The following is a 13,119-nucleotide window of genomic DNA, read 5'->3' as shown; positions in this document are numbered from 1 at the left end:
CGGCCGGAGCGGCGCCCGCTCCATTCTCCACACCATCGCCATGCTTCGGGAACCGCCTTCCAAGGAGACCGGGATGACGACCGTCACCCTGCCCACCGTCCCTCCCCCGCCACAGCCGCCCGGCGGCTCCGGCCGCCGGCTGCCGCTGCCCGGCCGGTACACCGTGGCCCCCGGCCGCTCGCTCACCGAACTCACCGCCTGGTACGGACCGCTGCCGGTCCTGCGCCGTCGCGTCACGCTCGGCGATGCGTCCCTCACCGTGCCGGAGGAAACCGAACGCCCCTCGTTCCGGTACGAGTTCGACGACCGCCGGTTTTCCGCCGTGCTCACCTCGGAGCAGGTCGACGAGGTCCACGGCCGTCTGCAGGTCACCGGCGACCTCGACCTGAACGGCTTGACCTTCCCCGTCCTGCTGCGGCTGCGGGTGGTCGAGCGGGCCGACGACCGGCTGCTGGTCGTGGGGCACGCACGGCTGCCGTACCGGCTGCTGCGGCGCGCCACCGGGTTCCGGCTGCCGTGGCGCCGGCCGGCCACCCGGCTGCGGCTGCTGGTCGCGGCGGAGTTCGCGTGAGGGCGGCCCGGCGGACGGCCCGGGGTGCCGCCGTGTCCGCCGTCCTGACGCTCCTCGCCCTGCCGCTGCTGCCGGCCGGGCAGGCGTCGGCGGCCTCGTACAGCGTGACGATGAAGGGGTACGCCTTCTCGCCCGCGAGCCTGAGCGTCCCAGCCGGGTCCACGGTGACCTGGACCAACCAGGACACGGCGCCGCACGACGTGAAGACCACCTCGGGCCCGGTCCCGATCCACTCCCCGATGCTCGACAAGGGACAGAGCTGGAGCTTCACGTTCACCACGGCCGGGTCGTACGGCTACGTCTGCACCGTCCACCCGAACATGACGGCCGGGATCACGGTCCGCGCGGCGACGACGGCGGCACCGACGGCGCACGAGCACCACACCGGCTCCTCCTCGGGACACCGGGCGACCGCGCCGAGCCGGACCACGCCGAGCAGCAGGCCGCCGACGATGCGCATGCCGTCCTCGTCGCCGTCCTCCGCCACGTCCGGCGCCCCGGCGGCCGCGGGCCGGTCACCGCAGGCGTCCCCGCCGTCCCCGGCCGCACAGGCCGCGCAGCAGCCGCAGACGCAGACGACGGCCTCCACCACCCGCCCCCTCGACCCGCTGCTCGTGCTGACCGGCATCGTCGCCGGTGTCGCGGTGCTGTGCCTGCTCCTGGTCGGCTCCCGGGCGTCGGCTCCCCAGGCGCCCCGGGCACCCCGCGAGGAGGAAGCCTAGGTCAGCCCTTCGCCCGGTACCGGCGCATCTTCGCCCGGGCCCCGCACACCTGCATCGAGCACCAGCGGCCCCGGCCGGCCGGGCTGCGGTCGTAGTACGCCCAGAGGCAGTCGGCCGCCTCGCAGGCCTTGAGCCGGGTCCAGGTGCCGGCGACCAGGGCCTCGGCGACGGCGGCGGCGACACGGGAGAGCAGGGGGCCCTCGTCGGCCGGGGCGAGGGCCGCCGAGCCGTCCCGCCCGTCGACCGCCACCAGCAGCGGCGCCCCGGCCAGCAGGTCGCCCAGCGGGATCACCTCGCGGTGCGGCGGGTGGCCCGCGTGGGCGAGCAGGACCACGCGCAGGGACTCACGCAGCGCGCGGGCGTCCTCGGCCTCGTCCCGCGTGATCCCGAAGCGTGCCCGGCCCTCCGCCGTGTCCAGCGAGTCGGCACCCGACTCGACGTCCAGCGTGTTCACCAGGGCCTCGACCAGGGCCAGGCCGCCGGGCGCGGGCGCTCTCTCCGTCATGGCTGGACCGTACCTCTCGCGTTTTCCCTTGCGAGGTTACCGCCAATGCGGGAGCATGCAGTAACGGTTACCGGTTACCCGACCTATGAAGGTAACCCGCGAAGGTAACAGCCGCTTCAAGGAGGAAGCCATGGCTCTCGCCAAGCTGGATGTCGTCGTCCTGGACTGTCCCGACCCGCGCGCACTGGCCGGTTTCTACGCCGAGGTGCTCGGCGGCACTCCCACGGTGGAGGCCGACGACTCGGGCGAGTGGGTCGACCTGAAGGTGCCGGGCGGAGCGGCACTGGCCTTCCAGGAGTCCCCCGGGTACGTGCCGCCGAAGTGGCCGTCGCCCGACGGCTCGCAGCAGTTCCATCTCGACCTGGTCGTGGAGGACCTGGACGCGGCCGAGAAGGGCGTGCTGGCGCTCGGCGCGAAGCCGCTGGACGCCGAGGACCGGACGCGGACGTTCCGGGTTTACGCCGATCCGGCCGGGCACCCGTTCTGCCTCTGCGCCTGCTGACACCCGGAGGCCCCATGCCTGCTGTGGCACGTTTCCGTTCCGTCGTCGTCGACTGCCCCGACCCGCGCGAGCTGGCCCGTTTCTACGCGCAGGTCGGGGGCGGCACGCCCGAGGACGACAACCCCGACTGGGTGGTGCTGCGGATCCCCGACGGGCCGCGGCTCGCCTTCCAGCGCTCACCCGGATACACCCCGCCGGAGTGGCCCCGGGCCGACCGCAACGCCCAGCAGTTCCACCTGGACTTCGACGGCGGGTCGACCTGGGAGGAGATCGACGCGGCCGAGGAGCGGGTGCTGGCGCTCGGGGCGCGGGTGCTGGACCGGGAGGACTACGAGAAGAAGGACTTCCGGGTGTACGCCGACCCGGCGGGGCATCCGTTCTGCCTGTGCCGGATCGAGCACACCGTCTGAGTCACCTGCCGGTCACCCGTCCAGCTCGGAGATGGTCGCCGTCGACGGCTCGCGCCGCTGCCGGGCGGCGCGGGCGGTGAAGTCGGCGCCGCACAGCACCCGCTGGACGTTGCCCCAGGTCAGCAGGGCCACGTCGGCCTCGTCCCAGCCGCGCCGCAGCAGCTCGGCGATCAGTCGCGGATAGCAGGAGGTGTCGCCGAGTTCCTGCGGGTGGGCCGAACCCGAGTCGTACGTGCCGGACAGTCCGACGCACTGCGCACCGGCCACGCCCCGGATGTGGTCGAGGTGATCGGCGACGTCGCGGACGGTCGGGCCGGTCTGCTCCGCGGTCAGCGGCACCAGGCACAGCCCCTTGGCCGCGCCCAGCTCCGCCAGCAGCTCGTCGGGGAGGTTGACCGGGTGGGGGCGCAGCGCCCGGGCGGCGGAGCGGCTGAACAGCACGGGCGCCCGGGACAGGCTCAGCACCCGGCGGACGGTCGGCACGGAGGCACCGGAGAGGTCCGCGATCACGCCGATCCGGTTCATCTCGCGCACGACCTCCTCGCCGAACCGCGTCAGTCCCGCCTCGCTCGCCCAGGACACTCCGGTCAGCGTCAGCACGCGCAGGCCGAGGAAGTGCAGCTGGCGCAGGATGCCCAGCGAGTCGCCCACGGCCGAGGCCCCGGCGGGACCGAGGAGCACGGCGACGCGGCCGCAGTTGCGGGCGTCCGCGACCTGCCCCGCCGTGGAGGCCGGACGCAGCCCCTCGTCGCAGGTCCGGGCGATGGTCTTGGCCAGGTCCAGCTGCTCCAGGGTGGCGCCGACGGCCCGGTCGCCGTCCAGGCCCTCGGGCAGGTGCAGCGACCAGAACAGCGCGCCCACATGCCCGCGGCGCAGGCGGGGCACGTCCGTGTCGACGGTGCTCTCGCCCTCCTCCAGGTCGTAACAGGACAGGCGCTTGAGCGCCCAGGGCAGTCCGTTGTAGCCGTCGGCCACGGGGTGGACGGCGAGGATGGCGTGGGCCCGGGCCATCGGTGCGTCGTCCGGATCGGAGACGGGCTCATAGGGCTCCGCCGACTCCGCCGCCATGGCGGCCTCGTCGGGGTACGACTGGGACAGATCGTCGAATTCGCCGGCCGCGGCTGTGGGGCGCAGGTCGTCCTGGAGGTCTGCCATGGCGGCTCCGTGCGGTCGTTCGTAAGGTACGGTCACCGTCGCACGGAGCGCTGAGGGGTTCCTGGTGGGCGGCGCGTTCGGAGTACGGCCCGGACCTCGTGCGGCGACGCTCTCAGGGCACCCGGGCCGCCTCGATCACCTCGTCCAGGGTGTCCCGGGAGCGGATCAGGTCGGCGATCATCCGGTCGATGCGGGCACGCTCGGCCGTGAGCTCGGCGACCAGGTTGGGCGTGGCGCGAACCGAGGGCCCGCCGTCCGTGTCCCGCATGCACGGCAGCAGCTGGACGATCTTCTCGCTGCACAGCCCCGCGGCGAACAGCTCCTGGATCCGGATGACCCGGTCCACGGCCGCCTCCGGGTACTCCCGGTGTCCGCCGGGCGTCCGCTCGGCGGTGAGCATGCCCTGCTTCTCGTAGTAGCGCAGCGACCGCTCGCTGACATTGGTGCGCCGGGCCAGTTCACCGATCCGCACGTCCCACTCCCGGGCTTGATTCTGACATGGGTGTCAGGTTCTAGCGTACGGGCATGACGCAGCACACGACAGCACTCTTCGAACCGGCTCGTCTCCCCGGGCTGGACCTGCCCAACCGTCTGGTGATGGCGCCCCTGACCCGCAACCGGGCCGGGGCCGACGGCACCCCGACCGCGCTCATGGCCACGTACTACGCCCAGCGCGCCTCCGCCGGGCTGATCATCGCCGAGGCCGCGACGCCGAACGCGGTCGGGCAGACGTACCCGAACATCACCGCCGTCCACAGCCCGGCGCACGTGGCCGGCTGGCGGCAGGTCACGGACGCCGTGCGGGAGGCGGGCGGCCGGATGTTCCTCCAGCTCCAGCACGGCGGCCGGGTCGGCCACCCGGCGACCAGCGGGCTGACACCGGTCGCCCCCTCGCCCGTCCCGCTCCCCGAGACGATCTTCACGCCGGAGGGTCACCTGCCGGCCCCGGTACCGCGGGAGATGACCGCCGAGGACATCCGCACCACCGTCGCGGACTTCGCGAAGGCCGCCCGCAACGCGCTGGACGCCGGGTTCGAGGGCGTGGAGGTGCACTCCGCCAACGGCCATCTCCTCCACCAGTTCCTCGCCCGCAACACCAACCTCCGCACCGACGGCTACGGCGGACCGGTCGCCGCCCGGATCCGGTTCACCGCCGAGGTGACCGAGGCCGTGGCCGCCGAGATCGGGGCGGAGCGGGTGGGTCTGAGGGTCTCCCCCGGCAACACCGTCAACGGCATCGAGGAGGGCGAGACGGAGGAGATCTACCCCGCGCTCGCCGAGCGGCTCGGCGGGCTGGGGCTCGCGTATCTGCACCTGGGGTACGCCGACCCGGACACGCCGGTGTTCCGCAAGGTGCGCGCCGGCTGGCCCGGGGTGATCGTCGCCAACCCGGTCCTGAAGGAGATCTCCACGGACGGTGTGCTCCGGGCGTCCGAGGAACTGCTGGCCGCCGGGGCCGACGTGATCGCGCTCGGCCGGCCCTTCCTCGCCAACCCCGACCTGGTGACGCGGCTGCGGCTCCGGGCGCCGTTGAACGAGATGCGCGACCGGTACTTCATGTACGTGGGCGGGGCGACCGGCTACACCGACTACCCCGCCCTCGACGCTCAGCCGTCGAGCGACTCGATCGTCGCGTTCGACGGCGACCGCGTGGCCTGAAGCCCGCGTGCCACGTCCTCGGCCGCGTCCAGCACCCGTACCGCGTTCTTCCAGGTCAGCTTGGCCAGGTCGGCCTTCGACCAGCCGCGGTCCAGCAGCTCCGCGAGCAGTTTCGGGTAGCCGGAGACGTCGTCCAGGCCGTCGGGGGTGAACGCCGTGCCGTCGTAGTCGCCGCCGATGCCGAGGTGGTCGATGCCGGTGACCTCGCGCATGTGGTCCAGGTGATCGGCGACCGTCGCCACCGTCGCCACCGGGCGCGGGTGCCGCTCCTCGAAGGCGCGGTGGACCTTCATGGCCTCCGCGGTGGTGTCGAGGTGGTGGAAGCCGTGGGCGCGCATGTTCTCGTCGGCCTCGGCCGTCCAGTCGACGGCGGCCTGGAGCACGAACTTCGGCACGAACGTCACCATCGCCATGCCGCCGTTGCCGGGCAGCCGCTCCAGGACGTCGTCCGGGACGTTGCGCGGGTGGTCGCACACGGCCCGGGCCGAGGAGTGGGAGAAGATCACCGGGGCGGAGCTCGCGTCGAGCGCGTCGCGCATGGTCGTCGCGGCCACGTGGGAGAGGTCGACGAGCATGCCGAGCCGGTTCATCTCCCGTACGACCTCACGGCCGAAGGCGGTGAGGCCGCCGGCCCTGGGCTCGTCGGTCGCGGAGTCCGCCCAGTCGACGTTGTCGTTGTGGGTGAGCGTGAGGTAGCGCACGCCGAGCCCGTACAGACCGCGCAGGGTGCCCAGGGAGTTGGCGATGGAGTGGCCGCCCTCCGCGCCCATGAGGGAGGCGATCCGGCCCTCCCGGCGTGCGGCCTCCATGTCGGCGGCCGTCAGCGCGGGCCGCAGGTCCTTCGGGTGGCGGTCGAGCAACTGCCGTACGCAGTCGATCTGTTCGAGCGTGGCCGCGACCGGGTCGGGCAGGTCCGTGCGGACGTACACCGACCAGTACTGCGCGCCGACCCCGCCGGCGCGCAGCCGCGGGATGTCGGTGTGCAGGTGGGCGCTCTGGTCGGCGGCGAGATCGCGGGCGTCGAGGTCGTAGCGGACCTGCTCGCGCAGCGCCCAGGGCAGGTCGTTGTGCCCGTCGACGACCGGGAACTCGCTCAGGAGTTCCCGGACTGCCTCCACGGAGGTCATCGTCGTCACTTCCCCGCGCCGAAGCCGAAGCCGCCCGAGCCCTCGACCTTGGAGCGCAGGCGCTTGCCCTTCTCGGTGGCCTGGTCGTTGAGCTCCTGCTGGAAGTCGCGCATGCGGGCGCGCAGTTCGTCGTCGTGCGCGGCGAGGATGCGGGCCGCCAGCAGACCGGCGTTGCGGGCACCGGCGACGGAGACCGTGGCGACCGGGACACCGGCCGGCATCTGCACGATGGACAACAGGCTGTCCATGCCGTCGAGGTACTTCAGCGGCACGGGCACGCCGATGACCGGCAGCGGTGTCACGGAGGCGAGCATGCCGGGCAGGTGGGCGGCGCCGCCGGCCCCGGCGATGATCACCTTGAGTCCGCGTTCGTCGGCCTGCTCGCCGTACGCGACCATCTCGCGCGGCATGCGGTGCGCGGAGACGACGTCGACCTCGTAGGCGATCTCGAACTCGTCGAGGGCCTTGGCGGCGGCCTCCATGACGGGCCAGTCGCTGTCCGACCCCATGACGATGCCAACAACAGGGCTCATTCGGTGATGGTGCCTCTCAGGTAGCCGGCTGCGTGACGGGCGCGCTCCAGCGCGTCGTCCAGGTCGTCGCCGTAGGTGTTGACGTGGCCGACCTTGCGGCCGGGCTTCACGTCCTTGCCGTACATGTGGATCTTGAGCTGCGGGTCGCGGGCCATGCAGTGCAGGTACGCGGAGTACATGTCCGGGTAGTCGCCGCCGAGGACGTTGACCATGACCGTCCACGTCGCGCGCGGGCGCGGGTCGCCGAGGGGCAGGTCCAGGACCGCCCGGACGTGGTTGGCGAACTGGCTGGTGACGGCGCCGTCCATGGACCAGTGGCCGGAGTTGTGCGGACGCATCGCCAGTTCGTTGACGAGGATGCGGCCGTCGCGGGTCTGGAACAGCTCGACGGCGAGGTGCCCGACGACGCCGAGCTCCTTGGCGATGTTCAGCGCCATCTCCTCGGCCCGCAGGGCGAGGGCCTCGTCGAGGCCGGGGGCCGGGGCGATCACCGTGTCGCAGACGCCGTTGACCTGGCGGGACTCGACGACCGGGTAGGCGACGGCCTGACCGTGCGGGGAGCGTACGACGTTGGCGGCGAGCTCGCGGAGGAAGTCGACCTTCTCCTCGGCGAGCACGGGGACGCCGGCCTTGAACGGGTCGGCGGCCTCCTCGACGGAGTCGACGACCCACACGCCCTTGCCGTCGTAGCCGCCGCGGACGGTCTTGAGAACGACGGGGAAGCCGTCCCCCTCCGCCGCGAAGGCGGCCACGTCCTGCGGATCGGAAACGATTCTGTGTCTGGGGCAGGGCACGCCGATCGCGTCGAGCTTCGCGCGCATCACGCCCTTGTCCTGGGCGTGCACGAGCGCGTCGGGGCCGGGACGCACGGGGATGCCGTCCGCCTCCAGGGCCCTGAGGTGCTCGGTGGGCACGTGTTCGTGATCGAAGGTGATCACATCGCACCCGCGTGCGAAGGCGCGCAGCGTCTCCAGGTCGCGATAGTCGCCGACGACGACATCGCTCACGACCTGCGCAGCTGAGTCCTGCGGGGTGTCACTGAGGAGCTTGAACCTGATGCCCAGCGGGATGCCTGCCTCGTGTGTCATACGAGCGAGCTGGCCCCCGCCGACCATGCCGACTACCGGGAACGTCACGCCCCCAGGGTATCGGCCGCGCCGGGGTGGCCGGTTTCCTGTCCCACCCCGGCCCTCCCCGGACCATCTCCGGCCGTCCACCGCCGCCCGCAGGAAGATCGCGCTGGAGGGTGGTTAGCATGGCTGGGTTGACGCCGACCACGGACGGGGGCCTGCACGACCATGGGACATGGTGCCTCGCGGCTCCGACGGCTGGTCCACGAAGTCGCCAAGTTCGGCGCGGTGGGCGGTGCCGGGGTACTCGTCAACCTCCTCGTGTTCAACCTGGTACGGCATGTCACCGACCTCCAGGTGGTGCGCGCGAGCGTCATCGCGACCGTCGTGGCGATCATCTTCAACTACGTCGGCTTCCGCTACTTCACCTACCGCGACCGCGACAAGAGCCGCCGTACGCGGGAAATGAGCCTGTTCCTGCTGTTCAGCGCGATCGGGCTGGTCATCGAGAACGGCATCCTGTACGCGGCCACGTACGGCTTCGGCTGGGACACCCCGCTGCAGAACAACATCTTCAAGTTCCTCGGCATCGGGGTCGCCACTCTGTTCCGCTTCTGGTCGTACCGCAGCTGGGTGTTCCGCGCCCTTCCGGTCCGTGAGGCGGTGGCGGACGCGGAATCGATCCTGAAGGGCGAGCGGGCCAAGCGGTCGCGGGCAGCCCGGCAGCGGGTGCCGTAGGCCCGTTCCACGCCGCGCGTCAGCGGATCATCGGCTCGTCCTCGCCGCCGAGGGACTTCCGGACGGGCGTGCGGGACAGGAACAGGCCGAACACCGGAGGCTTGGTCTGGAGCATCTCCAGGCGGCCGCCGTCCGCTTCCGCCAGGTCGCGGGCCACGGCCAGGCCGATGCCCGTGGAGTTGCGGCCGCTGATGGCCCGCTCGAAGATGCGGGCGCCGAGATCGGCGGGGACCCCGGGGCCCTCGTCCGTGACCTCGATGACGGCCTGGTTGCCGGTGACGCGGGTGCGCAGCGCCACCGTGCCGCCGCCGTGCATCAGGGAGTTCTCGATCAGCGCGGCCAGCACCTGCGCGACCGCTCCCGGTGTGCCCACGGCCTCGAGGTGCCGCTTGCCGGAGCTGACGATCGCCCGGCCCGCGCTGCGGTAGGCGGGGCGCCACTCGGCGAGCTGCTGCTGGATGACCTCGTCGAGGTCGAAGGTCACGGCGGAGCCGGTACGCGGATCGCGGGAGTTGGTCAGCAGCCGCTCGACGACGTCCGTGAGCCGTTCGACCTGGGTCAGCGCGATCGTCGCCTCCTCCTTCACCGTGTCCGGGTCGTCGGTGAGGGTGATCTCCTCCAGCCGCATGGACAGCGCGGTGAGCGGCGTCCGCAGCTGGTGGGAGGCGTCCGCGGCCAACCGCCGCTCGGCGGTGAGCATGCGCGCGATGCGCTCGGCCGAGCCGTCCAGCACGTCCGCGACCCGGTCCAGCTCGGGCACGCCGTACCGCTTGTGCCGCGGGCGCGGGTCGCCCGAGCCGAGCCGCTCGGCCGTCTCCGCGAGGTCGGTCAGCGGCGACGCCAGTCGGTTCGCCTGGCGGACCGCCAGCAGCACCGCGGCCACCACGGCGAGCAGCGCCACGAGCGCGATGATCAGCAGGGTGCGGCCGACCTCGCGGGTCACCGAGGAGCGCGGCTCCTGGACGGTGACCGTCTCGCCCTCCTCGCCGGGCGCGGTGGCGCTGATGACGTCACCGGACGGCTTGGAGCCGACCTCGATGGGCGCTTCCCCGGGGATCCGGATCACCGCGTAGTAGCGGTTCTGGGTGACCTGCTCGCGCAGCACGTCCGCGTCGACCTGCTGCGCCCCGAAGAGCCGGCTGTCGACGATGCTGGCCAGCCGGACCGCTTCGGACTCCACCCGCTCCTGGGCGCTGTTGCTGATCGTCCTGGTCTCGACGATGACGAGGGAGACGCCGAAGACGGCGATCACGACGAGCACCACGGCGAGCGTGGACTGGATCAGTCGGCGGCGCATGTCCTGTTACCCGTGCCTACCCGTGCCTGCCCCGCGGCTCAGCTCTTCTCGAAACGGAAGCCCACACCGCGCACCGTGGCGATGTACCGGGGGTTGGCCGCGTCGTCGCCGAGCTTCTTGCGCAGCCAGGAGATGTGCATGTCGAGGGTCTTGGTCGACGACCACCAGGTGGTGTCCCAGACCTCGCGCATCAGCTGGTCGCGGGTGACGACCCGGCCCGCGTCGCGCACCAGCACCCGCAGCAGGTCGAACTCCTTGGCGGTGAGCTGGAGCTCCTCCTCGCCCATCCAGGCGCGGTGCGACTCGACGTCGATCCGCACGCCGTGGGTGGCGGGCGGCTGCTGCGGCTCGGCGGCGCCGCGGCGCAGCAGGGCGCGGACGCGGGCGAGCAGCTCGGCGAGCCGGAACGGCTTGGTGACGTAGTCGTCGGCGCCCGCGTCGAGCCCGACGACGGTGTCCACCTCGTCGGCGCGGGCGGTCAGGATGAGGATCGGGATGCTGTGGCCTTCGCCGCGCAGACGGCGGGCCACCTCCAGACCGTCCATGCCGGGCAGACCCAGGTCGAGCACGACCAGGTCGACGCCACCCTGCATTCCGGCGTCGAGGGCGGTGGGTCCGTCCTCACGCACCTCGACCTCGTAGCCCTCCCGGCGCAGAGCACGGGCGAGAGGCTCCGAGATGGACGCGTCGTCCTCGGCGAGCAGTACACGGGTCATGAGGTGATGGTAGACCTGCAAGCCCCTGAGCTGGGGTGTGACCGGAAGCCTTGATTCTTACCCGCGGCAAACCCGTTTCTTACTTTCTGCGGGTACGCGTACAAACCTCTGCCTGTGGGGTGCCATCTTGGTAAGGACCTTGGAAACAGTGCTTACGGTTCCCCCAACACCTGTGATCCGTGTCTCAAGTCCTTCCATATGCGGCGGTGTCCTGCCGTATGGTGAATCAACGCCTGTAGCACCACGGCGACCTTCGGAGGCTGTTTGCCCCTGGAGGTCTCTTTTGTGTGCGGACTCGCGTGCGGGCTGGTGCCCGCCAGCCCGAACCTGAAACGAACTGTGGCCGGGCCTCGTCGTGCGGATACGCGCGTAGAGGCGTGGATCCCGGTGGCGACCGCCCATCCGCTCCGTGACCCGGAGCGGACGCCCGTAGGCGGCGGGCGGACGGCCGTACGCACCGGTGCCGCAGCCCCCCACCGGGCGCACCACCGCTGCTGCGGAGCGCGTCCCGACCAGCAAGGAACGACCATGGCGTCCAGCCTGACGAAGGACTCGGCCCGCCCGGGCACCCCCGGCTCCGAGAAGACCTTCTTCGGCCACCCCCGCGGACTGGCCACTCTGTTCATGACCGAGATGTGGGAGCGGTTCAGCTTCTACGGCATGCGGGCCCTGCTCGTCGTGTACCTGCTCTCCGGCGGGCCCGACGCCAAGAAGGGCAGCGTGGGCGGCGGGCTCGGGATGGACCTCGCCACCACCACGGCGATCTACTCCGTCTACCTGTCGATGGTGTACCTGCTCGCCATGCCGGGCGGCTGGCTCGGTGACCGGGTCTGGGGCCCGCGCAAGACCGTGACCATCGCGGCCGTCACGATCATGTCGGGCCACCTCGTGCTGGCCCTGCCCGGCGGCCAGGCACCCTTCTTCGCCGGTCTGGCCCTGGTGGCACTCGGCTCCGGCCTGCTCAAGGCCAACATCTCCACCATGGTCGGCCACCTCTACGACGGCCCGGACGACCCCCGCCGCGACGGCGGCTTCACGATCTTCTACATGGGCATCAACATGGGTGCCTTCTTCGCGCCGCTGATCATCGGCACGGTCGGCCAGCAGGTGAGCTGGCACCTGGGCTTCGGCCTCGCCGCGGTCGGTATGGCCATCGGTCTCGTGGCCTTCCTCGTCGGCACCCGGAACCTGAGCCCGCAGAGCAACCTCGTGCCCAAGCCGCTGGCGGCCGAGGAGCGCGCGTCCTGGCTGCGCAAGGGTCTGCTCTGGCTGGCCGTCGCGGCGGTCTTCTACGGCGTCGTCGGCCTCACCGGCCACTTCACCCTCAACTGGGCGATGATCCCGCTCACGGTGATCGGCCTGATCATCCCGGCCGGTGTGCTGATCCGCATCAAGCGGGACAAGGAGCTCAGCGCGGTCGAGCAGTCGAAGATGACCGGCTACATCTGGTTCTTCGTCGCTGCCGCCGTCTTCTGGATGATCTACGACCAGGGCGGCTCCACGGTCCAGGCGTTCGGTGAGACGAAGGCCTCCGGCTCGCTGCTCGGCTTCGACTTCCCGTCGTCCTGGTACCAGTCGCTGAACCCGGTGTTCATCATGGCCCTGGCCCCGGTCTTCGCCTGGTTCTGGCTGTGGCTGAACCGCAAGGGCAAGGAGCCGAGCACGGTCGCCAAGTTCGCCGCGGCGCTGTTCTTCGTCGGTGTCTCGTTCTTCTTCTTCCTGCTGCCGCTGGGCATGGCCGGCGGTGACACGCTGGTCAGCCCGATGTGGCTGGTGGGCATCTACCTGATCCAGACCGTCGGTGAGCTGTGCCTCTCGCCGGTCGGCCTGTCGGTGACCACGAAGATGGCCCCGGCCAAGTACGCCAGCCAGATGATGGGCGTCTGGTTCCTCGCGGTCACGGCGGGCGACTCGGTGACGGGTCTGCTCTCCAACCCGGCCGTCGGCGGCGTCGACCTGAGCGGCACGGGCGCGGTCGCGGCGCAGGCGGTCCTCGCCGCCCTGGCGGGTGTCGCGGTGTACATGTACCGCAGGCAGGTCAAGGCGCTGATGGGCGACGTCCACTGAGCCGTCCCGTCCGACCTTGACGAAAGGGCCGCCGCACCCGGAAGGTG

Annotated in this window: 15 protein-coding genes; 7 read left to right on the top strand and 8 right to left on the bottom strand. The window is 71.6% G+C overall.

Annotated features, from left to right (window positions below):
• The first annotated feature begins 73 nt into the window (after positions 1-73).
• A complete protein-coding gene (locus MQE23_RS26755) occupies positions 74-571 on the top strand; it encodes a hypothetical protein (protein ID WP_243380491.1) in 498 nt (165 codons plus the stop codon).
• Between the two features lie 32 nt (positions 572-603).
• A complete protein-coding gene (locus tag MQE23_RS26750; protein WP_243380490.1) occupies positions 604-1,293 on the top strand; it encodes a cupredoxin family copper-binding protein in 690 nt (229 codons plus the stop codon).
• A 1-nt stretch (position 1,294) separates the two neighbouring features.
• On the opposite strand, the gene MQE23_RS26745 is transcribed toward MQE23_RS26750, so the two are convergent.
• Positions 1,295-1,798, bottom strand: coding sequence for a CGNR zinc finger domain-containing protein (locus MQE23_RS26745; protein ID WP_243380489.1), 504 nt, complete (start codon positions 1,796-1,798; stop codon positions 1,295-1,297).
• 130 nt (positions 1,799-1,928) lie between these two features.
• Between MQE23_RS26745 and MQE23_RS26740 the strand changes: the two genes are divergently transcribed.
• A complete protein-coding gene (locus MQE23_RS26740) occupies positions 1,929-2,300 on the top strand; it encodes a VOC family protein (protein WP_020274492.1) in 372 nt (123 codons plus the stop codon).
• Between the two features lie 14 nt (positions 2,301-2,314).
• Positions 2,315-2,710 (top strand): VOC family protein, encoded by a 396-nt coding sequence (locus tag MQE23_RS26735; RefSeq protein WP_243380488.1) that lies wholly within the window; start codon positions 2,315-2,317, stop codon positions 2,708-2,710.
• 12 nt (positions 2,711-2,722) lie between these two features.
• Here the strand turns inward: MQE23_RS26735 and MQE23_RS26730 are convergent, their stop codons facing one another.
• Positions 2,723-3,865, bottom strand: a complete 1,143-nt coding sequence (locus tag MQE23_RS26730) for a dipeptidase (protein WP_020274490.1) — start codon at positions 3,863-3,865, stop codon at positions 2,723-2,725.
• A 112-nt stretch (positions 3,866-3,977) separates the two neighbouring features.
• Positions 3,978-4,337: a MerR family transcriptional regulator gene (locus MQE23_RS26725; RefSeq protein ID WP_020274489.1), complete on the bottom strand. Its 360-nt coding sequence runs from the start codon at positions 4,335-4,337 to the stop codon at positions 3,978-3,980.
• 53 nt (positions 4,338-4,390) lie between these two features.
• Here MQE23_RS26725 and MQE23_RS26720 point away from each other — a divergent pair, with 53 nt between their 5' ends.
• Entirely contained in the window at positions 4,391-5,524 is a 1,134-nt protein-coding gene (locus tag MQE23_RS26720; protein WP_020274488.1) for an alkene reductase, read from the top strand.
• Here the strand turns inward: MQE23_RS26720 and MQE23_RS26715 are convergent.
• The 3 genes from MQE23_RS26715 to MQE23_RS26705 are packed head-to-tail and all read right to left on the bottom strand — an operon-like array spanning position 5,473 to position 8,320.
• Positions 5,473-6,651 carry a dipeptidase gene (locus tag MQE23_RS26715; protein ID WP_243380487.1) on the bottom strand — a complete coding sequence of 393 codons (1,179 nt, stop codon included), beginning with the start codon at positions 6,649-6,651 and terminating at the stop codon, positions 5,473-5,475. The two genes, MQE23_RS26720 and MQE23_RS26715, sit on opposite strands and share 52 nt — an antisense overlap.
• Positions 6,652-6,656: 5 nt before the next feature.
• Complete coding sequence (purE, locus tag MQE23_RS26710; protein ID WP_020274205.1) at positions 6,657-7,160, bottom strand: 5-(carboxyamino)imidazole ribonucleotide mutase; 504 nt, start codon at positions 7,158-7,160, stop codon at positions 6,657-6,659.
• 20 nt (positions 7,161-7,180) lie between these two features.
• Positions 7,181-8,320 carry a 5-(carboxyamino)imidazole ribonucleotide synthase gene (locus tag MQE23_RS26705; RefSeq protein ID WP_243380486.1) on the bottom strand — a complete coding sequence of 380 codons (1,140 nt, stop codon included), beginning with the start codon at positions 8,318-8,320 and terminating at the stop codon, positions 7,181-7,183.
• Between the two features lie 162 nt (positions 8,321-8,482).
• Here MQE23_RS26705 and MQE23_RS26700 point away from each other — a divergent pair, with 162 nt between their 5' ends.
• Positions 8,483-8,992 (top strand): GtrA family protein, encoded by a 510-nt coding sequence (locus MQE23_RS26700; protein ID WP_020274207.1) that lies wholly within the window; start codon positions 8,483-8,485, stop codon positions 8,990-8,992.
• 19 nt (positions 8,993-9,011) lie between these two features.
• Here the strand turns inward: MQE23_RS26700 and MQE23_RS26695 are convergent, their stop codons facing one another.
• Together MQE23_RS26695 and MQE23_RS26690 are read right to left on the bottom strand one after the other, a co-directional pair.
• Complete coding sequence (locus tag MQE23_RS26695) at positions 9,012-10,289, bottom strand: ATP-binding protein (protein WP_020274208.1); 1,278 nt, start codon at positions 10,287-10,289, stop codon at positions 9,012-9,014.
• A 38-nt stretch (positions 10,290-10,327) separates the two neighbouring features.
• Positions 10,328-11,005, bottom strand: coding sequence for a response regulator transcription factor (locus tag MQE23_RS26690; protein ID WP_010034575.1), 678 nt, complete (start codon positions 11,003-11,005; stop codon positions 10,328-10,330).
• 528 nt (positions 11,006-11,533) lie between these two features.
• On the opposite strand from MQE23_RS26690, the gene MQE23_RS26685 reads away from it, so the two are divergent.
• Positions 11,534-13,072: an oligopeptide:H+ symporter gene (locus MQE23_RS26685; protein ID WP_020274211.1), complete on the top strand. Its 1,539-nt coding sequence runs from the start codon at positions 11,534-11,536 to the stop codon at positions 13,070-13,072.
• Positions 13,073-13,119 lie beyond the last annotated feature (47 nt).

Source organism: Streptomyces sp. HP-A2021, from assembly GCF_022807935.1.
Classification (GTDB): domain Bacteria; phylum Actinomycetota; class Actinomycetes; order Streptomycetales; family Streptomycetaceae; genus Streptomyces; species Streptomyces afghaniensis.
This window is presented reverse-complemented; position numbering and strand designations above follow the sequence as displayed.